Annotated in this window: 23 protein-coding genes and 1 pseudogene; 10 read left to right on the plus strand and 14 right to left on the minus strand. The window is 70.0% G+C overall.

Going from position 1 to position 24,992, the window contains the following annotated elements; genetic code table 11:
- Nucleotides 1-294: 294 nt before the first annotated feature.
- Nucleotides 295-1,287: a ParA family protein gene (locus AC27IY_RS35715; RefSeq protein WP_344207720.1), complete on the minus strand. Its 993-nt coding sequence runs from the start codon at nucleotides 1,285-1,287 to the stop codon at nucleotides 295-297.
- A 967-nt stretch (nucleotides 1,288-2,254) separates the two neighbouring features.
- Nucleotides 2,255-2,836 carry a TetR/AcrR family transcriptional regulator gene (locus AC27IY_RS35720; protein ID WP_487180697.1) on the minus strand — a complete coding sequence of 194 codons (582 nt, stop codon included), beginning with the start codon at nucleotides 2,834-2,836 and terminating at the stop codon, nucleotides 2,255-2,257.
- A 64-nt stretch (nucleotides 2,837-2,900) separates the two neighbouring features.
- On the opposite strand from AC27IY_RS35720, the gene AC27IY_RS35725 reads away from it, so the two are divergent.
- Entirely contained in the window at nucleotides 2,901-3,944 is a 1,044-nt protein-coding gene (locus tag AC27IY_RS35725; protein WP_487180698.1) for an FAD-dependent monooxygenase, read from the plus strand.
- An 83-nt stretch (nucleotides 3,945-4,027) separates the two neighbouring features.
- Here AC27IY_RS35725 and AC27IY_RS35730 read toward each other — a convergent pair whose 3' ends face one another.
- Nucleotides 4,028-4,828 carry a hypothetical protein gene (locus AC27IY_RS35730; RefSeq protein ID WP_487180699.1) on the minus strand — a complete coding sequence of 267 codons (801 nt, stop codon included), beginning with the start codon at nucleotides 4,826-4,828 and terminating at the stop codon, nucleotides 4,028-4,030.
- 379 nt (nucleotides 4,829-5,207) lie between these two features.
- Between AC27IY_RS35730 and AC27IY_RS35735 the strand changes: the two genes are divergently transcribed.
- The 5 genes from AC27IY_RS35735 (at nucleotide 5,208) to AC27IY_RS35755 (ending at nucleotide 9,567) form a co-directional block, all read left to right on the plus strand.
- A complete protein-coding gene (locus AC27IY_RS35735; protein WP_487180701.1) occupies nucleotides 5,208-5,948 on the plus strand; it encodes an aminoglycoside phosphotransferase family protein in 741 nt (246 codons plus the stop codon).
- A 212-nt stretch (nucleotides 5,949-6,160) separates the two neighbouring features.
- Complete coding sequence (locus AC27IY_RS35740) at nucleotides 6,161-6,745, plus strand: TnsA-like heteromeric transposase endonuclease subunit (RefSeq protein WP_487180702.1); 585 nt, start codon at nucleotides 6,161-6,163, stop codon at nucleotides 6,743-6,745.
- 276 nt (nucleotides 6,746-7,021) lie between these two features.
- Complete coding sequence (locus tag AC27IY_RS35745; RefSeq protein WP_487180703.1) at nucleotides 7,022-7,240, plus strand: hypothetical protein; 219 nt, start codon at nucleotides 7,022-7,024, stop codon at nucleotides 7,238-7,240.
- Between the two features lie 15 nt (nucleotides 7,241-7,255).
- On the plus strand, nucleotides 7,256-7,978 hold the full coding sequence (locus AC27IY_RS35750) for an alpha/beta hydrolase fold domain-containing protein (protein WP_487180705.1): 723 nt from the start codon (nucleotides 7,256-7,258) through the stop codon (nucleotides 7,976-7,978).
- 98 nt (nucleotides 7,979-8,076) lie between these two features.
- Nucleotides 8,077-9,567 (plus strand): alpha/beta fold hydrolase, encoded by a 1,491-nt coding sequence (locus AC27IY_RS35755; RefSeq protein WP_487180706.1) that lies wholly within the window; start codon nucleotides 8,077-8,079, stop codon nucleotides 9,565-9,567.
- A 127-nt stretch (nucleotides 9,568-9,694) separates the two neighbouring features.
- Here the strand turns inward: AC27IY_RS35755 and AC27IY_RS35760 are convergent, their stop codons facing one another.
- From AC27IY_RS35760 to AC27IY_RS35800, 9 genes are all read right to left on the minus strand, one after another.
- The gene (locus AC27IY_RS35760; RefSeq protein ID WP_487180707.1) at nucleotides 9,695-10,102 is read right to left on the minus strand and encodes a hypothetical protein; all 408 of its coding nucleotides are present in this window, start codon (nucleotides 10,100-10,102) and stop codon (nucleotides 9,695-9,697) included.
- 129 nt (nucleotides 10,103-10,231) lie between these two features.
- On the minus strand, nucleotides 10,232-11,437 hold the full coding sequence (locus AC27IY_RS35765; protein ID WP_487180708.1) for an FAD-dependent monooxygenase: 1,206 nt from the start codon (nucleotides 11,435-11,437) through the stop codon (nucleotides 10,232-10,234).
- A complete protein-coding gene (locus AC27IY_RS35770) occupies nucleotides 11,434-12,828 on the minus strand; it encodes an MFS transporter (RefSeq protein ID WP_487180709.1) in 1,395 nt (464 codons plus the stop codon). The genes AC27IY_RS35765 and AC27IY_RS35770 overlap by 4 nt, the downstream gene beginning before the upstream one ends.
- Nucleotides 12,829-13,057: 229 nt before the next feature.
- Complete coding sequence (locus tag AC27IY_RS35775; RefSeq protein ID WP_487180710.1) at nucleotides 13,058-13,768, minus strand: YoaK family protein; 711 nt, start codon at nucleotides 13,766-13,768, stop codon at nucleotides 13,058-13,060.
- Between the two features lie 285 nt (nucleotides 13,769-14,053).
- Nucleotides 14,054-15,178 carry a DUF3500 domain-containing protein gene (locus tag AC27IY_RS35780; protein WP_487180711.1) on the minus strand — a complete coding sequence of 375 codons (1,125 nt, stop codon included), beginning with the start codon at nucleotides 15,176-15,178 and terminating at the stop codon, nucleotides 14,054-14,056.
- Entirely contained in the window at nucleotides 15,175-15,978 is an 804-nt protein-coding gene (locus AC27IY_RS35785; RefSeq protein ID WP_487180712.1) for an alpha/beta fold hydrolase, read from the minus strand. The genes AC27IY_RS35780 and AC27IY_RS35785 overlap by 4 nt, the downstream gene beginning before the upstream one ends.
- Nucleotides 15,979-16,412: 434 nt before the next feature.
- Nucleotides 16,413-17,030, minus strand: a complete 618-nt coding sequence (locus tag AC27IY_RS35790) for a TetR/AcrR family transcriptional regulator (protein ID WP_487180713.1) — start codon at nucleotides 17,028-17,030, stop codon at nucleotides 16,413-16,415.
- A 108-nt stretch (nucleotides 17,031-17,138) separates the two neighbouring features.
- Nucleotides 17,139-18,311 (minus strand): pyridoxal phosphate-dependent aminotransferase, encoded by a 1,173-nt coding sequence (locus AC27IY_RS35795; RefSeq protein ID WP_487180714.1) that lies wholly within the window; start codon nucleotides 18,309-18,311, stop codon nucleotides 17,139-17,141.
- Nucleotides 18,308-18,961, minus strand: a complete 654-nt coding sequence (locus AC27IY_RS35800) for an RraA family protein (RefSeq protein ID WP_487180715.1) — start codon at nucleotides 18,959-18,961, stop codon at nucleotides 18,308-18,310. The genes AC27IY_RS35795 and AC27IY_RS35800 overlap by 4 nt, the downstream gene beginning before the upstream one ends.
- A gap of 376 nt (nucleotides 18,962-19,337) precedes the next feature.
- Here AC27IY_RS35800 and AC27IY_RS35805 point away from each other — a divergent pair, with 376 nt between their 5' ends.
- On the plus strand, nucleotides 19,338-21,104 hold the full coding sequence (locus tag AC27IY_RS35805; protein ID WP_487180716.1) for a gamma-glutamyltransferase family protein: 1,767 nt from the start codon (nucleotides 19,338-19,340) through the stop codon (nucleotides 21,102-21,104).
- Here AC27IY_RS35805 and AC27IY_RS35810 read toward each other — a convergent pair.
- Nucleotides 21,086-21,829, minus strand: a complete 744-nt coding sequence (locus AC27IY_RS35810) for a hypothetical protein (protein ID WP_487180717.1) — start codon at nucleotides 21,827-21,829, stop codon at nucleotides 21,086-21,088. The genes AC27IY_RS35805 and AC27IY_RS35810 overlap by 19 nt on opposite strands.
- Nucleotides 21,830-21,849: 20 nt before the next feature.
- On the opposite strand from AC27IY_RS35810, the pseudogene AC27IY_RS35815 reads away from it, so the two are divergent.
- From AC27IY_RS35815 to AC27IY_RS35825, 3 genes and pseudogenes are all read left to right on the plus strand, one after another.
- Nucleotides 21,850-22,299: pseudogene (locus tag AC27IY_RS35815) on the plus strand (histidine phosphatase family protein); the annotation flags it as partial.
- 306 nt (nucleotides 22,300-22,605) lie between these two features.
- Nucleotides 22,606-23,409: an endonuclease/exonuclease/phosphatase family protein gene (locus AC27IY_RS35820; RefSeq protein ID WP_487180718.1), complete on the plus strand. Its 804-nt coding sequence runs from the start codon at nucleotides 22,606-22,608 to the stop codon at nucleotides 23,407-23,409.
- A 52-nt stretch (nucleotides 23,410-23,461) separates the two neighbouring features.
- The gene (locus AC27IY_RS35825) at nucleotides 23,462-23,647 is read left to right on the plus strand and encodes a hypothetical protein (RefSeq protein WP_487180719.1); all 186 of its coding nucleotides are present in this window, start codon (nucleotides 23,462-23,464) and stop codon (nucleotides 23,645-23,647) included.
- A 131-nt stretch (nucleotides 23,648-23,778) separates the two neighbouring features.
- On the opposite strand, the gene AC27IY_RS35830 is transcribed toward AC27IY_RS35825, so the two are convergent.
- Entirely contained in the window at nucleotides 23,779-24,696 is a 918-nt protein-coding gene (locus tag AC27IY_RS35830; RefSeq protein ID WP_487180720.1) for a hypothetical protein, read from the minus strand.
- Nucleotides 24,697-24,992 lie beyond the last annotated feature (296 nt).

A 24,992-nucleotide genomic window follows, 5' to 3' on the forward strand; every position in this document is an offset into this window, starting at 1 on the left:
CCGCCGTGGCCGGCGTGGTCCGCGTAGTCGGCGTGGTCGGCGCAGGAACCGGCGTGGCGGCCGGTGCGGCGGCCGCCGCACCGGCCGCCGCACCAGCCCCTGCCGGGGCGGGTGCAGCGGCAGGGGCTGCCGTGGTTGCGGCGGCCGCTGTAGCCTCCGGAGCCGGCTGTTTCTTCTCCCCCTCGGCCGGCTTGCCGACCAGCGTCGCCAAGCCGCTCTGCCCCCGCTTGCCGCGCGCCCGGGTCATCCCGCTGAGGCGCGGCTGCGGCGGCTTGTCGTCGAAGAACTCGCTCGTCATGCGTACGCCTCCGCTTCCAGCTCCAGCGCCCGAGCGATGATCTCCATGGTGGCCTCTTCCATCTCGATGGCGGAGGTCTCGGCCGACTCCGAGCTGAGAGACAGCTGGTGCTGCCTGGCGTGCTTCTTCCAGTCCGCGCCCGCGGTCAGGTCCGCCAGTTCGGCGAACACCCGGCCGTGCTTGCGGCACTGGTCCGCGACGTTGACGGCCCGCGTGATGACGGTCTGGAAGATCGGGATCCCCGAGTCGCCGAGCACGCCTTCGATCTCGCGCCGCTTCTTGGCCAGGAACCCGATCTCCTTCACGCCCACCACCTCCCCGTCGTCGTCCTTGACCTTGCGCAGATGCTGGCGGTCGAAGCCGAACAGCAGCACGCCGAGCGGCGTCAGCGCCGGGTTGAGAGGGGATGCGACGTCGAAGACCTCGCTGACTCCCTCAAGGCCCTGGATGGCGCCTTGGTCGAAACAGACGGGGATGAGCACGTACTCGGCGGCGACGGCAGCCAGGTGCTGCAGGTCGGCGATGTTGGGCGGGCAGTCGATGAGGATCCACTCGTAGTCGTCCGCCACCTCCGCCAAAGCCTGGGCCAGACTCAGCAGGATCTCCCTGCGGGGGTCGATGGACCTGGTGCCGATGATCGAGGCGGTCGTCCGCTTGAGCACCTTGCCGCCCGGCACGACGTCGAGCTGAGGCCGTACGTCGCGCACGATGTGCAACGGACCGGTGCCCTCCACCACGTTGATGACGCTCTGCCCCTCGTCGTCCCCGGGCCTGCCCTGGTAGCCCAGATCCAGCCCCAGGTTGCCCTGAGGGTCGAGGTCCAGAGCGAGGACCCGCTTGGACGACCCCGCTTGGTGGAGCGCGGCTGCCAGCTGGGCCGAGATGTTGGCCGTGGTGGTGGTCTTCCCGGCACCCCCCTTGTTGTTCAACACGATGAGGACCCGCCGCAGCTTGGGGCGGATCTGTTCGATGATCTCCTGCGTGGTCATCCCACGGGCCTGAGTGGCAGAGAGGGGGAAGCTCATGGATCTACTCTCCTGTGCATGCCTAGGACTGGACGGAAGGTCCCTTGTTCCTGCAGAGGCGCAAGCTCCCGGTAACTTGACGAAGCTGATGGAACTTCCGTCCCTTTCTTAACAGATGAATGCCTTGAGCGTCATCTTCAGCTACGGCGTGTCGCCGCGCTCGTTCTCCCGTCCCCCCGGGCGATCCCCCGACAGACCTCTCCTCGCGCTGAACCCTCCACTCGTCTCTCGCTTGGTGACCTGATGGGTCCATCCGGCAGTCACGTCGATGAAGGCTCGCTCACCCGTGGAAGCCGTTGAGATGTGCGTCCCCCGACCTCGCCATGGCTTGACCTTCTGCCCTGATCGCCTACGGCTTCTCTATCTGCTGCCACCCCCACTCTGATCATCGGTCTGCTCAGTTGTCTGCATGGTGCTTGCATCACCGATTGACCTATGACGTGGTAGGGCTTTCTGTAGAACATCTGGCAAGACTTGTTGCAACACTGTCTCCTGTCATTTCTGTCTGCCTTGTCCTCGTCCTGTCTCTTCTACTGTCGATGTGAATATTTCCATGACATTCGACATCACTATCTCAGATGCTTTCGATGCAGCTATTCGCAAGCCGGTCTATGTCCCTCTCGACAGACCTGTCTGCACACCTATTAGTCGAGGCGACCTGCGGTGATGCGGTCGCGTCGGTGGGGGTGCGCGCCGCGATGGCACACCGACATGCAGAATTCACGGCTGGCGGTGAGCCCTTGAGAAGGTCTTCCGGCTCGCACTGCAAAGCGCGTCCGGGAGCCTTCTCTCGAATTACTTTCCCATCCCATGCAGGCCATGCGCAATATCACGAAGACGCTGGCTGGCGACGTGCGGCAATTACGAAGAAGCCCTGCAAGCACGCGGGAACGCAGAGATGGCGCGGTAACGGGTGCTGCCGGCTCGCCGATCAGGCCGTCCGGCCGGGGTAGGTCGCGGTGATGAGCCGGTGCAGAAAGGCGTCAAGGTCGTCGAGACCGTAGGAGGCCAGCACGTCGGGCGGCTGGGAGAGCAGGTGGGCCAGCGCACCGTTGATGGCCAGAGTGACCAGGGCGGCGCCGTCCCGGGTGGCCGGGAGGCCGGCGGACTGCTGGAGGGCCAGGTGCAGATCGAGGTCGGCGCGGGCGAGCCGGGCCATGGTCTGGCGCACCTGAGTGTTCCTGGCGGCCTCCGCGTTCAGTTCGAGGTAGGCCAGGACACGTGACCTGTTGTCCGTCAGCGCCTTGTCCATCAACCGGCGCAGCAGCGCGAGCAGCTGGTCGACGGTGTGGACCTCGGCCTGCTGGAGGTCGCCGAAGTAGCGATCCACGCACTGCTCCGCCGCGGCCTGCAGGAGGCTGACGCGGGTCGGGAAGTAGTTCTTCGCCGTGCCTTCCGGCAGCCCGGCGGCCCGGTCCGTCGCCCGGTGCGTGAGCCCCCGGCCGCCCTCGGCAGCCAGCACCTCGATCGCCGCGTCGCGCAACCGATCGCGCCGGTCACTGTTCTCCGCCATGAGCCTCTATGTTTCCACTCGACAGGACCACCACATCCGTGGTACCACAGGTGTGGTGATTCGAATGAGAAATGCCGTCATCGTGGGCGCCGGTGTCGGCGGGCTTACCGCCGCGATCGCGCTGCGCGCCATCGGCTGGAAGGTTTCCGTCTTCGAGCGGTGGCCACGGGTCGTCGCCGAGGGCACCGCGCTGGGCCTGCGCCCCGACGCCCAAGCCGCCCTGGCCACACTGAAACTGGGCGAACGACTGCGCGAGCGCACCGTCCCCTACCGGCGGGCGCAGATCCGCACCCCCGGCGGCAGACGTCTCGCTGACCTGCCGCTGGGGCGCATCGAACGGCGCGGCGGGGCGCCCGTCCGCATGCTGTCGCGGGTCTCGCTGATCGAGCTGCTGCTGGAGGAGGTGGACCAGGAGACCATCAGCACCGGCGTGGAGATCACCGATCCCGCCGGGCTGCGAGCGGAGTACGACCTGGTGATCGGCGCCGACGGGGTCCGCAGCGCGGTACGCCAGGCGTTCTTCGATCCCACCACGCGACCCCGCTACGCGGGCATCGTCGCCTGGCGCGGCGTCATCGAGAGCTTCGAGCCGCAGGACTACGGAGAGACGTGGGGACGCGGGCAGATGTTCGGCATGACCCCGCAGGCGCCGGGCGTCACCAACTGGTACGCCCCCGTACGTACTCCGGCAGGCACCCGCGAAACGCTCGACGACCTGCGGGCCCGCTTCGCCGGCTGGCACGACCCCATCCCCCGCGTGCTGGCCGCGGCCGACGAGGGCACCGTGCTGCGGCACGAGGTCCACGACCTGGCGCCGCCGCTGGCCTCCTATGTCACCGGCAACGTCGCGCTGATCGGCGACGCGGCCCACGCGATGACCCCCGCCCTGGGGCAGGGCGCCTGCCAGGCACTGCTCGACGCGACCGAGCTCGCCGCCTGCCTGCGCGACCACCCCGGCGACGTCGAGCGGGCGTTGCGCACGTACGACGCCAAGCGGCGTCCGGCGACCCAGCGAATCGTCACCGCGTCCCGGTGGATGACCCGCCTGGCCGGGGCCGATCGCCTGACGGGCCCGCGCAATGCCCTGATGCGCCTCCTGCCCATGTAAGGGCGAACGCCGCCGTCTGCTCGCTCGTGCTCTTCAGCAGGATCCGGCGGGACGACCCGTTCGAGGACCGACCGAGTACGAGGTCAGCCGCCGAAACGGGCCTCGTGCTGCTGCTCGGCGAGCAGGGTGAGCCGGGGAAGGAGATCCGACAGTTGCTCCCGAAAGGCGGCATAGCGCTCCTCCCGCAGCGCGTCGAGAATCTCCTCCAGCCACCAGCCGATCTCGCGCAGCGTCGGATACCGGTCAGGCGTCAGCGGCCACTGCATCTCTCTGACCGCACGACGCAGGCCGATCAGGTTCTCCACCAGCTCGTCGTCCAGCAGATGGTCGAACCGCGCGCGATAGTCCACCAGCTCTCCTGCCGCCTCCCACAACGGCAGCGCATGCCGGTCGTACCACGCCGCCTCCGCCGTGCCCGTGCTCGTGGGGGAAGAGGTGGGGGAGCGCCGGTGTGCTCGTTCCGCTCGTTCGTTGCGGGCCAGTCCTAGCTTGGCGGCCCGATGGCGAAGGATGCGGTGCTCCACGGCCTGCCTGCTGCGTACGTTGAGCGGGGGCGCCATCCGGATCATGGCGATCTGCTTGGCACAGCCCAGTTCGAGAAGTTCATGTTCCAGGCGGTCGGCTTCGTCCGGCAGGTGCGGGCAGTAGCGCCGGACGTAGGCCAGCACCCACAGACCGTCGATCACGTCACCGACGAGCACCCAGTCCGGGACCCGCCGGCGGGTCAGGACGTAGCGGATCACGGTGAGGGGATGGTCGGCCGGATCGTCGCGCAGCAGTGTCTCCACATCGGGATCGTGTGCCTTGCGGCGTCGCTCTACAATGTCCTGGATGGCCCTCTGACCTGCGGTTTTAGTGACAACAGGCTCTGCGCGTTTCGGCATGTCAATAGTGTATTGACGTTTATGATCATGATGCTGCTGGTGGACGGTTGTGACTCCCGGTCTCCGGCGGCCTTGAAGACGACAGTCCGTCACGGCACCTGGAAGCGGACATGAAAGCACGTCATCGAAGTTGGCAGTAGCGGCGTGTACGGCAGGAGGTTCGGCCCGAGGGGTGGCGGCGGTCTGGCCCCGACGGCTGGTGTTGGTGGTGGCACCGGCGTCCGGCGAGTCGCTCGCGTCGTGGGTGGATCGGATGGCCCTGCGGAACGGATGTCCGCCGTGGACGATGGTCGAGGCGCTGGGGCTGGATGTACGAGCGCGGCAGACCACCGCAAGTGTCCGGGCGGCTACGGGCGTTCGAACAGGAGACCTTTCACTGATGCGACCGACCCCCGCTGAAATTCCCCTGACCGGAGGACGCATCACCTCAGGTGTCGTCCGGGTCGCTAATACCGTTCGGCGGCCCGCCACGGCCTCCTCCCCCTTCGTCGCCCGCCTGCTCACCCATCTTGAGCAATGCCAGTTCCCGGGAGCGCCCCGCTACCTCGGACGAGACGAAGCCGATCGCGACACTTTCACCTACCTGCCCGGCTGGGTGCCGGCCAGGTTCCAGCGCTGGAGCGATGCTCAAGTCGCTTCAGCTGGAGCGCTTCTTCGCTCGCTGCACGACGCCACCCGCAAGAGCGGGCTCACTGGGGAGCACCCCGTCATCTGCCATCACGACCCCGGACCCAACAACACGGTGTTCCGCGCCGGGCTGCCATTCGCCTTCATCGATTTCGACACCGCCGCCCCGGGCGATCCGCTCGAGGACATCGGATACATGGCCTGGACGTGGTGCATCTCCTCCAAGACCACCGCACCGCCGGCCACCGCACAAGCCGCACAGGTGCGAGTGCTCGCCGACGCCTACGAACTCACCGCCGCGCGCCGTGCTGCCATCCTTGATGCGATCCTCGACCGCCAATCCCGCAACGCCCGCTGGTGGACAGAACGCCTGACCGGCTCCAGCCACCATCTGGCCAGTCCCGAACAGATCACCTCCCGCATCGCATGGTCCGAACGCGAACACGCCTACACCAGTGCCAACCGCCTTGTCTTCGCGACGGCACTGCGCTGACGTCAAGCGTGCTCCTGATGGCGCCCACGCGAGTACGTTCACAGTTGACCTTCGGCTCCGTACTGCCAACTTCGATGACACAAACGCTAGTACTTCGATATCCGTCGAAATGACAGTTCCCAGGTCAGAAGCATCTCTCACTGCCATCTTCTGTGCTTCCAGACAGAGATGGTTGTCACCCACCAGAGATAACTGTCACCAAGATCCACTTCATGGCGGTTGTCCTGTCTCGCGAGACCTGGCGTACGTCTCATCCACCTGGCGGGATTCGCCGTTCCGTCTCACCTGGTTGGCGTGGCCGCCTGTGGTCGGCCACGACTAGTGATCACGTTGGCTACGAGTCGTGGGTCTGGCTCTCCTGGGCCGTCGGCGATCGCGTGCGACGACACATGCACGGGACTACTTGGCCCGACGGCCAAGGCCTGGTCGTGGACGTGCGTTCTGACAACCGAGTCGATCCAGCGGCGACCGAGGCACGCGCGGCGATGGAGCGCGCCTGCGAGGGGGTGGGCTGGAAATTTCACCGGACGGGCGGCCCGGACCCGGTGCTGCGATCGAGCCTTCGCCGGCTGGCGGGCTATCGCCACCGGCGCTGCTATCGGGAAGAGCTCGCTCACGAACTGCTCGACGTATTCGGCGCCCCGACCCCGCTGTTGCGCGGCGCTCAGCAGGTTGGTGACCAGCCGATGACGCTACCGGTGCTCTATCACCTGCTCTGGACCGGGCATCTGACCACAGACCTTGAGTACGCGGTTCTCGGCCCGGCCGCCGTCGTTCGCGCACCGGACCTGCGATGAGTCCGGCGCGAACGCCGAGGCCACCGGGGTTGCATCTCGCTGACCGGGTCATCCATGAGAAGACGATGCACACCGTGGTCGGCCTGGCTCGGCAACGGTCTCGTTGATCGCCGCGTAGCCCTTGTCGGTGAGCCGCACGCCGGGACAGCGGCGGTCGTTGGAGTCCACTCGCTCGACCGGCCATCGTTGCGCCATCCGGGGTGAGTTGGTGGGACAGGTGGCTCTTCTCTCGCTGGGTCGCGGCGGCTCGACGTCGATCCGGACGGTGTGCTCCCGATGACACCCAACCCGCGGCCCGCCGCGCAGGGCAGTGCCTTACGGGCGGCGCAGGATCTGTTCGACACCACCTACAGCACCCTGCTGAACCTGCTGGAGCAGGCATTCAACGGCGACCCGAGGCGGCTCAAGGACGCCACCCGCACCATGTTCACGCTCAGGGCCCAGGCGCAGGCCCTGATGGCGTTGCCCGGCGGCGCCGGTCCCCCCTGCACCTAGCGAAGAAGGCACATCATGAACAAGCACATCCTCGAGCCCGCCGCCTGGGAGCTGGCGCAGGCCACCTCGAAGCCGCCGTTCCTGTACGAGCTCGGCCCCGAGGGCGCCCGCAAGGTGCTCGACGACCTGCAGACCGCCCCGATCGCCAAGCCGGATGTGGACGAAAAGTGGATAGTCGTCCCAGCCGGGGTCGGCAACGTGCGGGTGCGGATCGTCAAGCCGGTCGACTCGACGGGTACGCTTCCCGTCGTCCTGTACGTGCACGGCGGCGGCTGGGTCATCGGCAACGCAGGCACCCACGACCGGCTCGTGCGCGAGCTCGCCGCCGAAGCGGGCGCGGCCGTCGTCTTCGTCGAGTACGACCGCTCGCCCGAGGCCCGCCACCCGGTGGCCATCGAGCAGCCTTACGCCACCGCCCAGTGGATCGTGAAGTTCGGCGCCGAAGAGGAGCTGGACCCCTCCCGGCTGGCCGTCGCGGGCGACTCGGTCGGAGGCAACATGACCGCAGCGCTCACCATCCTGGCCAAGCAGCGCGGTGACGTGCATTTCGTGCGACGAGGTCCGGCCGGGCGGCCTGCGCGTCCGTCTCGCTCTCGGATACCGGCTCCGTTGCGGTGCGGCGCGCTTCTCCGGTGGGGCTGTATGCGATCAGCCGATCCCGCAGATCAGGACGAGCGCGTAGGGCGGGCGACCATCCTCATGGAAACGGCAAGGAAACAACCGCTGCTCTACTACTGATCCGCATGACGTACCGAACTTCACTGACGGCACTGGCCGTGGCGCTGGCGGGGTTGGCGGCGTATCCTTCCGCGGCGGGTGCCACCGCTACCGTCGCCGTGAGCGCGAGCGCCACCGCGAACCCCAGCTCCAGCTCCGGCATGTCTTCCGTGCAGTGGAAATCCTGCCCGGCCTACTCCGATGAGGTGATCCGCGGCCTGGGCGTGGCGGAGGACAAGGTTGCGGCGTTCCGCTCCTTGATGACGCGCCTGGAGTGCGGCACGGTCGGCGTCCCGCTGAACCATCGTGACCCCAGCGGGCGGAAGATCGACATCGCGGTGACCCGGCTGGCCGCCACGGACGAGGCCCACCGGCTCGGCGCCATCGCCGTCCTCCCGGGCGGGCCGGGCAACAGCGGATACCTGGACCCGGTCCTGCGGGCCGCGCTCAGGAACGAGGAGATGGCGGGGCTCAACAAGCGATACGACATCATCGGCTTCGACCCGCGCGGGGTCGGGTACAGCACCAAGGTCGCCTGCACCTTCTCGCCGAACGGCCCGCAGGAGCCCGGCCCGCTGACCAGGGAGGCGGCCAGGAAGATATACGACGCCCAGGTCGCCGCCAACCAGAAGTGCGGACGCTCTGACCCCGCCTTCCTCGGACAGCTCACCACCGAGAACGTGGCCAAGGACCTGGATCTGGTACGGACCGCGCTGGGGGAGAGCGAGCTCAACCTGCTCGGCTTCTCCTGGGGCACCTATCTGGGCATGGTGTTCCGCAGCCTGTTTCCCGGGCACACCGGACGGGCCTTCCTGGACAGCGTGGCGCCGCCGTGGACCCGTATCGACGAGCACGCCAAGGACAGCGCGGAGGCGGCCGAGCGTAACTTCGGGCGCATGGCCGCCTGGCTGGCCCGCCGCGACGCCACTTACGGTCTCGGGCCCACCGCACGGAAGGTGCGCGAGGAGGTGGCGAAGCTGGTCCGCACGTACGACAAGAGCCCCAAGATCTACACCGACCTGCAGCGGCCCATCGACGGCTCGGCCATCGCCGACCTGGCCAGGCGCAACTCGACCGAGTGGGTGCGCGCGGGCAAGGCGCTGGCCGAACTGCGGACGGTGACGGGCACCACCGCCCCGCCCAGCGTCAAGGAGCTGCTCGGCGCACCGATGATGGGGACGCCCGTGCCCGGCGCGCCCGAAACACTGAACATGACCATGAACTTGGCCGTCGCGTGCAACGAGGATGGCAGCCGGGCCGGTTTCGACACCGCCTGGCGTGACCACCAGCAGCTCGTGAAGCGCCATCCGGCGACCGGCCGGTCCTGGGGACTGCCTGTCATGTGTCCCGGCTGGCCGCTGCCGGTGCAGCAAGCCACGTTGAAGCGGGGCAGCGGGTCACTGGTGCTGGCGGGGCACCTGCACGAGTTCATGTCCGTCTACGACTGGACGCTGCAGACGCGGCGCGCCATCGGCGGCACCATCTACACGGTCGCCGACGACGTGCACGTGTCGACCACCCGGGTGCCCAAGTGCGCTGCCGACGTGGTGCGGTACTTCGAGACGGGCCAGATCGGCAAAGGTTGCGACGGCAGCGCAATCCCGGGCTGACCATCAGTTACAGCAGGGCGACCCGCCACGGGTCGCCGGGCGGGATGTCCTGGCGGCGACGTCGAGGCTCACGGCTCGCCCGCCCGGGACCACGGCGAGCACCCGGTTCATTCAATCCCTGAAGTGGTCATGGCGTCCGCCGGTAACTGCGGGTGACGAAGATCTGCTGGCGGGCGTATTGCTGAAGGATGCCCTGGTTGGACATGTCGACCACTGCGCCGAGGTCGGCCCAGCTCACCGGCTTGGGCAGGTTTCGAGCGATGGTGAACACCTCGTACGCGACATCCAGCGTGGGGCTCGGGGTGCTGGAACGCCGCGAGCTGGTGCGGATGGCGTTGGCCGTCCGCGGGTCGTGCTTGGCGCGGCCGATCAGTTCTTGGAAGGTGTCTGGGGCGCTGTCGGGGACGGTTTGCCGAGCAGTTTGTGCGTGATGCAGAGCAGCGCGACGCAGGCCAGCGTGTCGGTCGGTGGAGCGGCCAGAGTGAGCGGAAACCTCGCCTGCGGCGGTGGGGGTGGGGAGACGGCGAAGCCGCACGCGCGGCTGGCCGCACGACCGCGTAGACGGTCGTGCGGGGCCGATGCGCGTGCGGCCGCACCGAGTTCGCTTACCACGCAACGCGAAACGCCGGTCTCCGGCAACCACGGGCGTCCGTCGTCAGGGGGCTTACCCGGGCGTCACAGGCGTGAGTTCGGGCAGGGTGAGGGCCGAGTGGGCCGGTCGTCCCGCCGAGGAGGGCATGGCGGTGAGTTTGCGCAACCTGTCGTTGCGCTGCCGCAGGGCCTCGGCGGTGGCCGGGAAAAGGGTGGCGCCGCCCTCGCCGACCAGACCCTGGTTCAGGGTCACGAACTCGCGGGTGTCCTGTTCGTAGGCGGCGAAGCCTGCGGCATGGTCCCGATCGGCCAGGGAGTGGGCGAGCATGTACGCGCCGACGAGCGCGAGGCTGGTGCCCTGCCCGGTGAGGAAGGAGGGCGCGTACGCGGCGTCGCCCACCACGGCGACCCTGCCGCTGGACCAGCGGGGCATGCGGATCTGGGCGACGGCGTCGAAGAACACGTCGTCCGCGTCGCGCATCGCGGCCAGCATGCCCGGGACCTCCCATCCCGCGTCGGCGAAGACCGAGGCGACCAGCTTCCGCTGGGCTTCCGGGTTCGGGAACGCGTCGAACGGCGGTTCCGGCCGGGCGAAGGTCAGGAAGGCGTGCACGTCGTCGTCCGCCGTGGCGTAGAGGGCCGCGGCCCGGCCCGGGGTGTTCCACATCACGGTCTCGTGGGAGAGCCCGAACGTGTTGCGCATGGTGAACACGGCGAAGCAGTAGCCGAGGTACCGGTGGAACGGCTCCTCGGGGCCGAACACCATCTCCCGCGTGCGTGAGTGCATGCCCTCCGCGCCGAGCACCATGTCGAACCTGCGACTGCCGCCCCCGCGAAAGGTGACGTCGACCCCGTCGCCGGACTGGTCGAGAGTCTCGATGCAGTCGTTGAACACGAACTCCACGTCGTCACGGACCGCGGCGTAGAGGGCCTCGGTCAGGTCCCCGCGCCGCACCTCCAGGTCGTGCCCCGCGACACCGCCGGTGACGTTGTGCGGGTGGACCGAGGCCACCTCGCTGCCGTCCTCGTTCAGGAAGGTCAGCCGCCGCAGGTCGATGTGCGCGTCCCGCAGCCGCGGCAGGATTCCCATCCTCCGGACGACCTCCAGGGCGGTGCCGCGCACGTCGATGGGGTAGCCACCGGCACGAATCGTGCCCGCCTTCTCCACCACCGTGACGTCGTATCCATAGCGGTTCAGCCAGAACGCGAGGGTGGGCCCCGCGATGCTGGCGCCCGACACCAGGACCTTGCGCCTCGGCGTGGTACGGATATCCGTCATTCCTTGACTCCTTTGTCCAGCTTCCGCACGGCCAGCAGGGACAGGGCCGCGATGGCGCCGCCGATGACGAAGCCGGTGACGAAGGCCGATTCGGTGGGGATGCTCGACCCGGAAGGGATCCCGGCGGTGAGGAAGGCACTGCCGATCTGCTGGCCCGCGGCGAAGGCGACCACGCGAATCACCAGGACCAGGCTGGTGGCGGTGCCGGTGTCGCTGTGATCGACGGCGGTGGCGGTCTTGACGACCACCGCCGTGACGCAGACGCCGCTGGCCAGGGCGACCAGCACCTTTCCTGCGACGAGGTGCCAGATCTCGCCGTGCAGGAACGTCATGGAGATCAACGCGGCCATCATGAAGAGGACTCCGGCGACGACCGCGGCACGCGAGCCGAAACGCCGCACCGTCACCCCGGCGACGGGCCCGGCGACCGCCGCCGCGACGGCGCCGGGCAGCATGTAGAACCCGATGTCGGTGGCGCTGGCTCCGAAGCCGTATCCGTCGCCGGTCACCGCGAACAGTTGCGGAACGAGATACATCGACAGCGAGGTGCCCAGGCAGACGGCGAACGTGATCCCGTAGGAGCTCCAGATCGCCTGCTGTCTGAGCAGGCGCAGATCGAACATCGGCGCCCGGGACCGGCGCTCGACGACGATCCATCCAGTCACGAGGACGCCCAGGAGCACCACGAGGGCGCCGAACGCGATCGGCTGGCTGCCGGCCTTGGGCACGATCGCGAGCACCAGCATGAGCGTCAGCAGGATGCCGCTCATGAGAAGCAGGCCGGGCCAGTCGATCCGGGAGTCCGGCCGGCCCGGCGGGTCGTCCGGCATCAGCCTGTGGACGAGCAGGGTCGCCACGACGATCCCGATCGTCGGGATCGCGAACATCCAGTGCCGGGACAGCCCCTCCGCGATGGGCCCGGAGATCAGCGTGCCCAGCATGCCGCCGGCGAGGAACAACCCGCTGACCACTCCGATGGCCACCGAGGACTGTCCCGCGGAGAGGTACTTGCGTACCAGGATGAACGAGAGCGGCATCGCGCCCAGCATCGCGCCCTGCAGTACCTGACCGAGCAGCAGCAGCGGCAGGTTCGGCGCCAGCGAGGACACCAGGCCGCCGGTCACCACCACCGTCATCAGCCGGATCATGACTCGTTTCCCGCCGAAGCGGTCACCGAGGTTGCCCGCGACGGGCAGGAGGAGGGCGCCGGTGATGAGCATCGCGATGCTGAGCAGTGCCCCCTGGGCAGGGGTCAGTGACAGTTGGCGCTGCAACAGCGGCAGCGTCGGTGACACCGCCGACTCCAGGGCGCCGGCGGCGGCGGCCAGCATGCCGAGAGCCGCGACGGCGGCCTTGCCGACGCGGACCGGGGGAACTTGGACTGTGCTCATGGACGTCCTCCGTCGGCGCGGTCGCGGTGGGTGGTGGTCCGGTCGTCGATTGTGGGGATGGACTTCGTAGGGGTCTTCATCACGGGTCTCCGTCGGCGATCGCCGCGAACGCGGTCAGGGGTGGAGGTGTCGGTGTGAAGTACTCGTCGTCGGCGGGCTGCATCGTCGCGCCGAAGCCGGGGCCGAAGCCGGGGCCGAAGCCGGGGAGGGTGGGGCCGGGGCCGACAGCCTAGGAACTGCTCGTCGGCGAGGTGATCGGTGCGGCCGTGGCCGCCATGTGGTGGGGGGAGCGTGCGGACGCGTGACCGAGGCCGGTCACGGCCAGCACGACGAGCGCTGCCGCCGCCACCGCGAGACCCGCGTGCACCTGGCACAGCGCGGCGCCGGTGGCCGCTCCGACGGTGATGAGGGTGACGACCGCGACTCGGCGCCGTGCCCCTTGACCGCGGGCCGCTCCCAGCCGGGAGTCCGCCGCGAGGCCGGTCAGCGTGGAGGTGACGACCACGGTGGTGACGTCCTTCACGGCCAGGTGGCGGGCCGTCGCCGCCTGCGCTCCCATGGCCAGGGCGAGGGCCGACGCCATCGACGCGCGGGCGGCGGGGGCGCCCGGCCCGGTCGCGGCCAGGCCGAGCGCCGTGGCCGTCAGGACCAGTCCGACGCCGCCCAGCAGACCCGTGCAGCGGTGGCCCCAGCCCGGTGCGGCGGTGCGCAGCACCCGCCCGGCCGCCGCCGCGCCGACGAGGAAGAAGACCAGCGCCATGACCGGACCGAGCACGGGCAGCCCCGTCCCGCCGGTGGCGGCCATGCCGAGGATGACCACGTTGCCGGTCATGTTGCCCGCGAACACCTGGTCCAGGCGCAGGTAGCCGACGGCGTCGACGACGCCCGTCGCGAAGGTGAGGGCGAGCATCAGAGCCAGCGGGGTCACATGCCTTCGCACGAGCCGGTCGCTTATACGGGTGCCGGAGCGGTCGCGTGCGGCACCGAGGCTCCGGCGGTCACCGCGCCGAACGCGTCCAAGGCGTCCAAGGCGTCCAAGGCGTCCAACGCGTCCAAGCCGTCGACCAGATCGAATGCGTCCGATGCGTCGCCACCCTGCTCCCGTCCGGGCGGGGTGGTCGCGGAGGCCGGCCGGTGCGCCGGCACCACGAAGGATTCCCGCGGTCCGGGGCACGGCTGGTGGAGGGGAACGTCGGTCGGTGGAGGTTGTTGACTGTCCATGTCGTCACATCCCGTTCTCATGGCGATGGTGAGCGGCGTGATGGGCGGCGAGGACGTCGCCGCCGAAGTCGGCCTCCGGGTCCCGCCACACGGCGTGGGCGTGGTTGGCGCCGCGGTGGACGTTGGTCCACTCGACGAGCAGCCGCGGCCCCTGCAGGCGGTAGTAGTGCGGCTCGCCCGGGGTGGTGGAGCCGGCCCAGGCCAGGTGGACGGCGTCCAGCGCGGCCGGGTCCTCGTAGCGGGGCAGCGGCGACACCCCGTCCGGGACGCGGTCGAGGTAGGTGCCGAGCAGGGCGCGCAGCAGCTCCCGCTGCGCGGCGTCGAGCTCCGCGCCCGGCACGCCCTTGGGCGCCGGGGTGAGGGCGAGCGCCTGACGGTCCGCACCGTGCAGGCCGGTGACCGGATGATCGGCACGGTCCGGGGTGTGCTGTCCGGGGCGCCAGAGTTCCACGCGCGTCAGCACGCGGTCGTCGATCCGGCTGCTGTTGCCCGCCACGACGTCGTCCGGAGGACGGGTCAGCAGCACCGCGCGGGCGGCGAGCTCGGGGTTCAGGGAGCGGACCAGTTCGCGGGCCAGGTCCTCGGCCGCCCCCAGCGGGCGCAGCTTCGCCGGGCCCAGCAGCGGCGACGCGGCAGGGTCGGCGCCCAGGAAACACGGCGTGGTGGCGGCGACGCGCCCGTCCACCACGAGGTGGTTGAGCGAGACGTGGTGGCCGCCGAACCGCCATCCCCACGGCCGCGGCCCGCCCGGCTCGCCGAAGACCCGCAGGTAGTACATGCCGGGGTCGCGGGTGCGTTCCCGCCCCCAGTTCACAGAGAAGCCCTCGACCCGATCGAGCACGTTCTCCAGGCCGAGCACGGTGGCGACGGTGTTGTACCCGGCTTCGGACAGTCCGCTCGCGACCAGCCGCATCACCAGCCGGTGCTGGGCGGGGCGCTGCTGGTGGAAGGTGAGGCCGCCGTGATCGGTGGGCGTGTAGAACCAGCGGGTGCGTTCGTCCCCGGCACCGCCGCCGGTGCCCGGTGGCGCTCCGACCCCCGCCTTGCGCTGCTCGGCGTCCAGGGAGTCCAGCCACGCCAGGGCCGCCTCGGCCATCCGGTCGGCGACTTCACGCCCGGCGTCGCTCACGCTGCTGACACTCCGAGGAACTCGCGGATGTAGCCGGCGATCGGCTGCGCGAACTCCATCGCGATCGCGTGGCGCCCATCCTCGATCGAGCGCAGCCGGGCGTTCGGGATCCGCTCCTTCATCAGGAGGGCTCCCGAGTAGGGCGCCAGCAGGTCCTGCGTGCCGTGCACGATCAGGGTGGGTGCGGTGATCTCCTCCAGCCGGTCCCGGACCTCGTGCTGCCGGGCGGCAGCGTGGCGGCGGTCGGCCTTGTCGGGATCACGGTAAGCCAGCGTCTGGGCGGCCCGGTTGTGCAGGTCGGCCCGGCCCTCGGGTGTGACGAAGTAGTCCTTGACCGCCTTCTGCCGGTCGTCGTGGGCCATGTCGAACAGTTCCCCGACCTTCTGAGGACACAGCGCGAAGCTCGGCGTGGTGGCGATCAGGACGAGGGACGCGACCCGCTCGGGATGCCGGATCGCGGTGTGCTGCACGACGGCACCGCCGAAGGAGGTGCCCAGCAGGTGCGCACGCTGAAGCCCCAGCGCATCCAGCAAGTCGGCGAGGTCGTCGGCGAGGTCGCCCATCGTGTACGGAATCGGCGGGTTCACGGTGATCCCCGAATCGCGTTGATCGTAGGAGATCGCCCGGATTTCAGGGCCGAGGTACGAGCGGAGTGTGGCGTACTGGGTGCGGTCGCTCTCGCCGCCATGAACGAGCACGAGCGGCACGCCACTGCCACCGTCGTCGATGATTCCGACTTCGAGCTCACCCGCCCGGATGGTGTCGGCCGATCCGGCCGGTTCGTGCTCCACCTGACGCATAGCCACTGCTGGCCCCCTTGGTCGAACAGTACGTAGACATGGTTACGAATTGAGAAGACTGTATCAGTTCACGGGGTGATTGGGGAGGCATGTCACAAGATCGAAGGGCGGGGTACGTCCCCGCCGAGCTGCCTGGGGTCCACCGCGCCTGCGTGGAACGGTACATCCCGCCGCTCGTCGCCGTTGAGCCCCGAAGCGCCCGGACATCGCAGGGCCGACCACCACCTCAGGGCGTCCGCGCCGTCCGTGCGATCCGCCGCTCCTCGCCACGGCGGGCGCACGCCGGCGCCTTCGACGGTGGCAGAGCCGGGAAACCGCGTTCCGCGTAACTCCTCGCCGAGCTGGAGGCGGATTACGCGGAACGCGGGAAGCGGGCGGGAGCCGGACGCCGAGCTCGTCGGCGCCGGGCCGGAACCGCCGGCGTACAGGGATGGTCAGCCGGCCCGCGCCCACCCGCGCAAGGCGCCGCGGTAGGCCTCGGTCAGCCGGATGATGACCTCCCGGTGGGACAGGTCCGTCTCCTCCAGCAGGTCCTGGATCTCCCGCGGGTCGTACATGATGTTGTTGAGGAACAGGGCGTACTCGAGCATCTCGCCCGGCAGGCCCAGGTCGTCGAGCAGCTCCCGCACCGGCCTGGCCCAGGCGTCCCGCATCGCGACGATGATCTCGTTCCCGTCGTGGAGCCGCTTCAGGTATCCCTGCCGGGATCGGAGCTGCACCAGCGCCGGGCCGTGCTCGGCGAGCAGGTCCACCCACTTGTCCACGACGGAGTCGAACAGCGGTTGCCCTTCCGCGGCCGACGCCGCGCTGTAGTCGCGGAGCTCTTCGACGACGCTGAGCACGTAGGCCGCGAGCACGTCGTCCACCGTGGAGTAGTAGCGGTAGGCGGTGGCCGGTCCGATCTCCGCACGGGACGCGACGGCCTGCATGGTGAGCTGGTCGGGCGCCTCCCGGGCGAGCTCGCCGACGGCCTCGAGGAGGCGCCGGCGGTTGCGGCGGGTGTCACTGCGCAGCTTGTCCTCCTCCCGTCGGGCGTCCCGCTGACCGGGCACGGGCGTCCCGCGCCCCCGTTGAAGCGCAGGCGAAGGATACCCCTTGTGGCCGGCACGCGCTCGGCCGCTCGGACGTGTGCGGGATGAGGCGTCGCTCGTCCGGCCTCGTCAGCATCTCCCGCCGCCGAGGTGGCGGACGATGCGGGCCAGCCCGGTCCGCAGGTCGTCCTCGGAGGCCGCGAACGAGATCCGCACGTGCCCCTCGCCCGAGGGCCCGTACTCGGCGCCGGCCCGGACCAGCACCTTGCGCTCGGCGAGCTCGCGGGCGACCGCCTCGGAGGGCGGGCCGGCGTCGTAGCGGAGGAACCCGTAGAACGCCCCCTCCGGCGGGATCAGGTGCAGGCCGGGAACGCCGGACAGCCGCCCGACCACGAGCTCGCGACGCCGCCGGTACCTTTCGACCATGGCGCCGACCACGCCGTCCGGCAGGTCAAGGGCGGCGAGGGCCGCGTGCTGGACCGCCGTGTTCAACGAGCCGTTGTGAGTCCGGTGCACGTGGGCGGCCGCGTCCACCACCTCGCGCGGCCCGGTCAGGTACCCCACCCGCCAGCCGGTCATCGCGTACGTCTTGGAGAACGTCTGTACGTACACCGTCCGGCCGCGCAGCGAGTCGACCTCCAGCGCCGAGGTCATCACATGCCCCGGATAGACCAGCCGGTGGTACGCCTCATCGCTGACGACCAGGGTGTCCGAGCCGTCCAGGAGATCCCCGAGGGCCTTGAGCTCCTGCTCGCGGTGCACGATCCCGGTCGGGTTCGACGGATTCGAGAAGATCATCATCGCGGCCCCGGGCAGCGCCGCGGCCAAGGCGTCGAGGTCCCAGTGCAGGTCCGGGGCGAGCGGGACGAAGTCCACGGTGCCCCCCGCGAGGACGACCAGGTCGGCGTAGAGCGAGTAGGCGGGCTCCGGGACGACCACGCGGTCGCCGGGCCCGATCATCGCGAGCACGACGGCCGCCAGCGCGGCCGTGGCGCCGTGGGTGACCACGATGTCGTCCGCGGTCCAGGCCCGGCCGGGGCGCCCCGGCAACCTCGAGGCGAGCGCGGCGCGCAACTCCGGCAGGCCCTTCTGATCGGCGTAGTGGGTGTGTCCCGCACGCAGGGCGGCCGCAGCGGCCTCGATCACCGGCGCCGGCGTCGGGAAGTCCGGCTCGCCCATGGCGAGGGAGACGGCTCCCGGCGGGGCCGGGGCCAGGGCGGGGCGGCGCGATCGGCGGCGCAGGTCCTCGATCCGGGAGGCGGGCGGCGTGACGGTCATCGGGCCGGTCATCGGGCCGGTCATCGGGCCACCGCCGTGCCGCGCGCGGCGAGGATGCGTTGCCGCAGCGCCTCCTCCTTCTCGACGATCCCGTCGACCGCGTCCACGACCTCCTTCACACGGTGGCGGGGGATGACGACGACGCCGTCGGCGTCACCGGCGAGCACGTCACCGGCCGCCACCACCACGCCGCCGACCGCCACCGGCGCGCCGACGGCGCCGGGTCCGTCCTTGAAGGGTCCCGCCGGGGTGACCGCCCGCGCGTAGACGGTCACCCCCATCTCCGACAGCGCCCGGACGTCGCGGACCGCGCCGTCGACCACCGCGCCGGTCACCCCGGCATTCACCATGATCTCGCCGATGAGGTCGCCGATCAGCGCACGGGTCATGTCTCCGTGTCCGTTGACGACCAGGACGTCACCCGGCAGGGCTTCGTCGAGCGCCCGGTGGATGGCGAGGTTGTCACCGGACCGCACGTCCACGGTCAGGGCGTTCCCGAGCAGCGTGGCGCGCTCGGTGACCAGCCGGACGCCGCCGTCCATGACGGTCATCCGCCGCAGGGCGTCGCCGATGATGGCGGCCGGCACCTTCCCCAGGCGACGAACCTCCTCCTCTGGCACGCGATCCCAGCTCGGAGCGATGGACACGCTGTCCGTCGCCGCAGCAATGAACACGATGATGCCCCAATCTTAAATGAGATATCTTTCTCAAGTGGAACGATCGTAACCCTTAAGGTGTCGACCTACAATGACTCGAGTCGCCGGACTGCTCCACAGGCCTGGAGCAGGCAGATCCAGAGGGCGGCCCGGTCGTGGTCACCGAATGGTGCTCGGGGGCGACGCACCTGGCTCGGGGGCGACGCACCTGGCATCACCGATCCGCCATCCCCACCCGTCCGCTGTCATCCGAAGACCGCCGTGCGGCGGAACCGCGAGTCCACCGACCCACGTACGGCCGGTCGCCTGCTCACCCCGGAACGCGTCCCTGACGCCGCAGCCGAAAGGATCCAGTGTGTCAACCACCCGGCCCGAACTTGCGGGAAGTTTCGGAATGGTCGCCAGCACCCACTGGCTCGCCTCCGCGACGGGCATGAGCGTGCTCGAAGGCGGCGGCAACGCGTTCGACGCGGCGGTCGCGGCCGGATTCGTCCTTCAGGTGGCCGAACCCCACCTGAACGGACCGGCCGGAGAGGTGCCGATCCTGCTCTGGGACGAATACGCGCAGAAGGTGTCCGTCGTCTGCGGCCAGGGCGTAGCCCCCGCCGCGGCGACCATCGACCACGTCACCGGTCTCGGCGTCAAGGTCATGCCGGGCACCGGTCTGCTCGCCGCCGTCGTGCCCGGGGCGTTCGACGGCTGGATGCTCATGCTGGAGCGCTGGGGCACCTGGCCGGTCGCCGCGGTGCTCGAACCCGCGATCTACTACGCCGAGCACGGCGTGCCCGTCCTGGGCCGCATCTCCGCCACCATCGAGACGGTCGAGCGGTTGTTCGCCGACGACTGGCCGACCTCCGCGGCGACCTGGCTGCCCGGCGGGAAGGTGCCCGCCCCCGGGTCGCGGCTGACGAACCCCGTGCTCGCCGACACCTATCGCCGCATCGTCGCCGAGGCGGTCGGCAGCACCAGGGAGGCGCAGATCGCCGCCGCCCGCGACGCCTGGTACCGCGGCTTCGTCGCCGAGGCGATCGCCGAGTTCAGCGCCACAACCGCGTGGCGCGACAGCTCGGGCGAGGCGCACGGCGGGTTGCTCACCGCCGACGACCTCGCCTCGTGGTCGGCGAGCGTGGAGGAGCCGCTCACGTTCGACTATCACGGCCACACCGTGTGCAAGACCGGGCCGTGGGGTCAGGGGCCGGCGTTCCTGCAACAACTGGCGTTGCTGGCCGGCTACGACCTGGCGGCGATGGGCCACCTGAGCGCCGACTACATCCACACCGTGATCGAGTGCGCCAAGCTCGCCTTCGCCGACCGCGAGGCCTGGTACGGAGACGCCGCCGACGTCCCCATGAGCGACCTGCTCAGCGACGCCTACAACGCCGAGCGCCGCGGCCTCGTGGGCGCGCGAGCCTCCTTCGACCTGCGTCCGGGCTCACCGGGCGGCCGCGCACCGCGGCTCCCCGACTACCCGGATTCCGCGACCCTCGCCCCCGGCCTGCCGGGAGCCCGCGGGCTGGGCGAACCGACGGTCGGCCCCGTCGCGTCCGAGCCGGTGGTCGCCGCCGACGGAAGGGTGCGTGGGGACACCTGCCACATCGACGTCGTCGACCGGCACGGCAACATGGTCTCCGCCACCCCGAGCGGCGGCTGGCTGCAGAGCTCCCCGACGATCCCGTCCCTGGGCTTCGGTCTCGGCACACGCGCCCAGATGTTCTGGCTCCAGGACGGCCTGCCGAACTCCCTGCGTCCCGGGATCCGCCCCCGCACCACCCTGTCCCCGTCGTTCGCCCTGCGCGACGGCAAGCCCTGGATGGCCTTCGGCACCCCGGGCGGCGACCAGCAGGACCAGTGGAGCTTGAACTTCTTCCTCGCCCTCGTCCACGGCGGCGGCCTGAACCTGCAGGAGGCCATCGACGCCCCGATGTTCCACTCGGAGCACTTCCCCGGCTCCTTCTACCCGCGCCGGTCCCGCCCCGGCGTCGTGTGCGTCGAGAACAGGATCGCCCCCGACGTGGTGGCGGAGCTCCGCCGCCGCGGCCACGAGGTGGAACTCCGCGACCCGTGGTCCCTCGGCAGGCTCAGCGCCGTGTCCCGCGACGGCGAATTCCTTCGCGCGGCGGCCAACCCCCGCGGCGCCCAGGGCTACGCGGCCGGCCGCTGACCACCGTCGGCCTCCGGGTGGGGTCCGCCGTGCGCGTCGGTGAAGGTGGCGCCGATCTCCGCCAGCCGTTCGGCCGCGTAGCCGGGGTCGATCAACGCCTCGGGGGTGTGGAGACCGGGCTGCACGGGGGCGCCGCGCAGGCCGAGCAGCCGCTCGACGCCGAGGGCGACGCCGAGCGCCGTCAGGGGGCGCTGTCCCTCGGGGTGGAGGAGGTAGTGGCTCGTCCTGAGGGGGGCGCCGGTGCGATCCACGCCTTCGAGGTCGATTCTGACCTCCGCGGAGGCGGGTCCGCCGTGCCGTCTGCCCGCCGATTCGCCGATCGCGAAGGCGACGCGGACGTTGGCCGCGCCTGTCGCGACGGCCAGGCTCGGTACGTCGAGGATGGGGACGAGCTGGCCGGGCAGCACGGTGCCGTCGATGCTGGTGACCTCCACCTGCGTGTCGGGGCCGCTGAGCCAGTCGAAGACGCCGTCGCGGCGGACGGGTGCCGCCGAAGCGGCGGCCAGCAGGCGGGCCACGTCAGCCACGGCCGCGGGCCCGCCGCCGTCCTGTTCGTCCAGCACGCCGGTGACCTCGATGGTGTCGAGCCGGTCGAACCGCCTGGCGAGGGCGAGCGTGGCGAGGACGACGGTTCCCGCGTACCAGTGGCTGGCCAGCAGGATCGGCGCCGCGCCGGCTCGCAGGCCGGCGGCGGCGACGTTCCTCGGATGTTGCGACCGTCCCACCGCACGAATGGACACTCAGCACTGAGGGATGGCAGGCAGCCCACCGGCTGATCGCCCGACTGCCCAAAGACGCCCGCCTTGTCTCCAGCAACGAGCCGAAGGCCTGGCAGACCGTGGGGGGCGACGACGCGGTCGTACGTGATCGACGGTTCGACGAGGTCACCCGCGTAGAGCCATGGGAAGGCGACTATCGCGAGTTGCGGCGCGCCTACGTGGAAGGCGCGGATCACGCGGACTGGGAGCCGCGAGCCGAGGTCGCCAAGCGCTTCGACGCAGGGATCACCGAGCATCTCGCACTTGCCGGCGGGCGCCCGTTCGTGGTGGCGACGCACGGCATGGCGATGACTGTTTGGGTGAAGACTCGGCTGGGCCTGGAGAGCGCCGGCGACTTCTGGGCGGACCTTCGCTTTCCTGACGCGCATCTGGTCGACCTGGGCGCGGGCACCGTCGAGCGAGCCTTCACCCTCTGAAGATCACCAGAAGGACCAGGAGGCGGCTGAGAGCGCGGCAGCCGAGCTTCGATCACTCAAACGTCGATGAGAATGACTCAACCTTCGCTGCGGCGGAACATGAAACGACAAGATCCCGCCTGGTCGCGATGATCAGACGGGATCCCGTCAACTTCCGTCCGGCTGTCTCGTGAACGGCCCTCCTCGAGGGCCTGGCGGCTCAACCGTGCTGACGGCCCGTCCAGCCGGTGACGGCCACATGAGGGAGTGTTGAACACTTCCCGCCCGCTCTGTCCTGTTTGACGATCACGCCGACACAATGTCGCCGTGATCCGATTTCTCCTGATGCACCTGCGTGCCTTGCTGATCGGCTGCCTGGCGACGGCCGGGCTGCTGTCGTTCTCCGGCGCCGCCACGGCGGCCACGCAGCCCCCGGCGGGGCAGCCGCCGTACTCGCTGCTCCAGATGAACCTCTGCCTCAGCGGCTACGCCGGTTGCTACGCTAAGACGCAGTACCCGAAGATCCTCGACGAGACGGTGGAGCGCATCCAGGCCAACGACGTCAACGCCGTCACCCTCAACGAGGCGTGCAGCGGCGACGTGGCCCAGATCGCCGAGCGCACCGGCTACCACTACCGCTTCGCCACGATCATTTACAACGGCGCGCCGCTGGCCTGCAAGACCCCGGCCGGGCGCGGCGAGTTCGGCAACGCCGTGCTCACCAAGGAGGCGATCCACGCCGCCGAGGACGCGCCGTACTCCGTCTTCAGCGGCGTCGAGCAGCGGCGCTGGCTCTGCGTGACGACCGCCCGCCGCGTGGACGTGTGCACCAGCCACCTGTCCACCGACGGCGAGGCCGCCGGCTCGGCCAACTCCACCCAGTGCGGCGAACTCGCCCAGGTGCTCGCCTCCCGCGCGGGCCGCCCGGTCGTCTTCGCCGGGGACGTCAACCGCCGGGCGTCGTGCGCCCCCGAGGGCCTGTGGACGCTGACCGACGCGGCCGCGAGCCAGGCTCCCGGCATCCAGCACGCCTACGGCAACCTGACGGGGGTGCGGCTGGAGATCGAGCGGACCACGTACACCGATCACGACGCCCTCGTGATCCGCGGTGGCCTGCCGAAGCTTGCCTGATCAGGCGACATATTCGCCGGCGTACGCGCCAGTGGCCGGGTTGACTGCACGGGTGACCGCGATGCCCGTGCCCGCCGACCTGGCCCACCTGGTGTCCGGGACCCGGGTGCTGGACGGCGACGCGGCGCCGAGAGGGCTGCCGCAACCCGCCGGTCAATCTGCTGGCCATGCCCGACGGAGCGTGCTGGCCGGCCGGACCCGAGACGCGCGGACGGCAGGGGACACCGCCCGCCGGTGAAGTGCTCGGCCTCGGCCTGGCTCCAGGCGCCGTGCCGGGTGTCACCTCGGCTGGGCGGAGCTGCTGAAGCGCGCTGTGGCGAAGCTGGTGGGTGGACTACGTGGCCGGCCACGGCGACCTCATGGGCTTTGTCAGCGCGGGCGATCGCCCGCCCGCAGGATGTCGGTGATCTCGTCCACCGCAGGACCTCGCCCCGGTGTCGCCTTGGGCGCGGTGATGGAGACCTTGGCCTGCCAGTTCCAGAATCGCGTGACCAGGCGCACCGAGCGGATCCGGTTGTCCCCCAGCCCGATGGAGTCGGCCTTCGTGGTCGTCTGGAAGTGCCAGCCGAGCCGGTCCGGCAGGCCACGGTCGTCGTACAGGTACTGCCACCAGATCTCATCCGTGCCAACGGCCGAAGTGCCCGCCGCCTCGCGGAAGGTGGGGGAGACCCGGTAGAGCTCCTTGAGGGTGATCGTGCCGCTACGGGTGTAGATGCGCTGGTTGCGGCCGGTGGTGCGGTTCTTGTGCCATGGCGTGACCGATGAGCGGTCCGCGGTGGACAGCAGCTTGGCCAGGGTGGCCGGCTCCAGCACGTTGATGATCTGGTCACCGTACGCTGCGGCGCCCCCGCCGGCGCGGCCGGTGCGGAGCCACGTGCGGGATTTCGGCAGCAGGTGGTAGAGCCAGCCCTTCGTGCTGATCATGCGCGTCGTTCCAGCGGATTTGAGCAGGCCGGCGAAATAGGCGTCTCCCTTGGCCGCCTCCTGCTTCATCAAGACCTGTCCGCTCAACTGCACGACGCGGGTGATTTCGGAGGCCGTCACGCCGGTGGCGCCCAGTTGGAGCTTGCCGGTGCCCTTCAGGCCGACACCGCCGGATATCTGCTCGCGAGTGGCGTCGTTCTGCCAGAACAGATCGGTGCCGGTGCTGCCAAGAAACTCCAGCGTGACTCCGGCATTGCGGGCCAGAAGGGCCCGTACGGCGGCCACCGGGTCGGGAGCGGCGGCGGCATGGGCGGTCGCGGGGACCGCGGTGGCGAGTGCCAGAGTCGCTATGAGGGCTTTCATGTCCTGTCCAGGGAGGGGAGCCAAGATCGCCGCCCATTGTGGCGGAGTGTGGAAGGGCTGTCGATCTCCTTGACTGCCGTCGACACCGAGAACGCCGAAAGCAGCGACAGAAGGCAGAGGACAGTCTCCACCGAACCCGGGGTGATTCGGAGCTCGCTTGGAGCTCGACGGGGATTCAGCCTGGTGTTCTGGTCCTGAACTCGAACCCAGGAGCGCTCGATGGCGCGGCCTGCATCCCGGCGATCTTCCCATCCGCACACACTTCCCATCCGCACACAACCACGAGTGAGCGCAGC

This window comes from Nonomuraea sp. B208 (genome assembly GCF_057536035.1).

Bases quoted from the DNA above. Each gene is read 5' to 3' on its own strand.
- AC27IY_RS35715 (WP_344207720.1), bottom strand. From the start codon at position 1,287: ATGACCACGCAGGAGATCATCGAACAGATCCGCCCCAAGCTGCGGCGG.
- AC27IY_RS35720 (WP_487180697.1), bottom strand. From the start codon at position 2,836: ATGGCGGAGAACAGTGACCGGCGCGATCGGTTGCGCGACGCGGCGATC.
- AC27IY_RS35725 (WP_487180698.1), top strand. From the start codon at position 2,901: ATGAGAAATGCCGTCATCGTGGGCGCCGGTGTCGGCGGGCTTACCGCC.
- AC27IY_RS35730 (WP_487180699.1), bottom strand. From the start codon at position 4,828: ATGCCGAAACGCGCAGAGCCTGTTGTCACTAAAACCGCAGGTCAGAGG.
- AC27IY_RS35735 (WP_487180701.1), top strand. From the start codon at position 5,208: ATGCGACCGACCCCCGCTGAAATTCCCCTGACCGGAGGACGCATCACC.
- AC27IY_RS35740 (WP_487180702.1), top strand. From the start codon at position 6,161: ATGGCGGTTGTCCTGTCTCGCGAGACCTGGCGTACGTCTCATCCACCT.
- AC27IY_RS35745 (WP_487180703.1), top strand. From the start codon at position 7,022: ATGACACCCAACCCGCGGCCCGCCGCGCAGGGCAGTGCCTTACGGGCG.
- AC27IY_RS35750 (WP_487180705.1), top strand. From the start codon at position 7,256: ATGAACAAGCACATCCTCGAGCCCGCCGCCTGGGAGCTGGCGCAGGCC.
- AC27IY_RS35765 (WP_487180708.1), bottom strand. From the start codon at position 11,437: ATGACGGATATCCGTACCACGCCGAGGCGCAAGGTCCTGGTGTCGGGC.
- AC27IY_RS35770 (WP_487180709.1), bottom strand. From the start codon at position 12,828: ATGAGCACAGTCCAAGTTCCCCCGGTCCGCGTCGGCAAGGCCGCCGTC.
- AC27IY_RS35785 (WP_487180712.1), bottom strand. From the start codon at position 15,978: ATGCGTCAGGTGGAGCACGAACCGGCCGGATCGGCCGACACCATCCGG.
- AC27IY_RS35795 (WP_487180714.1), bottom strand. From the start codon at position 18,311: ATGACCGGCCCGATGACCGGCCCGATGACCGTCACGCCGCCCGCCTCC.
- AC27IY_RS35805 (WP_487180716.1), top strand. From the start codon at position 19,338: ATGGTCGCCAGCACCCACTGGCTCGCCTCCGCGACGGGCATGAGCGTG.
- AC27IY_RS35830 (WP_487180720.1), bottom strand. From the start codon at position 24,696: ATGAAAGCCCTCATAGCGACTCTGGCACTCGCCACCGCGGTCCCCGCG.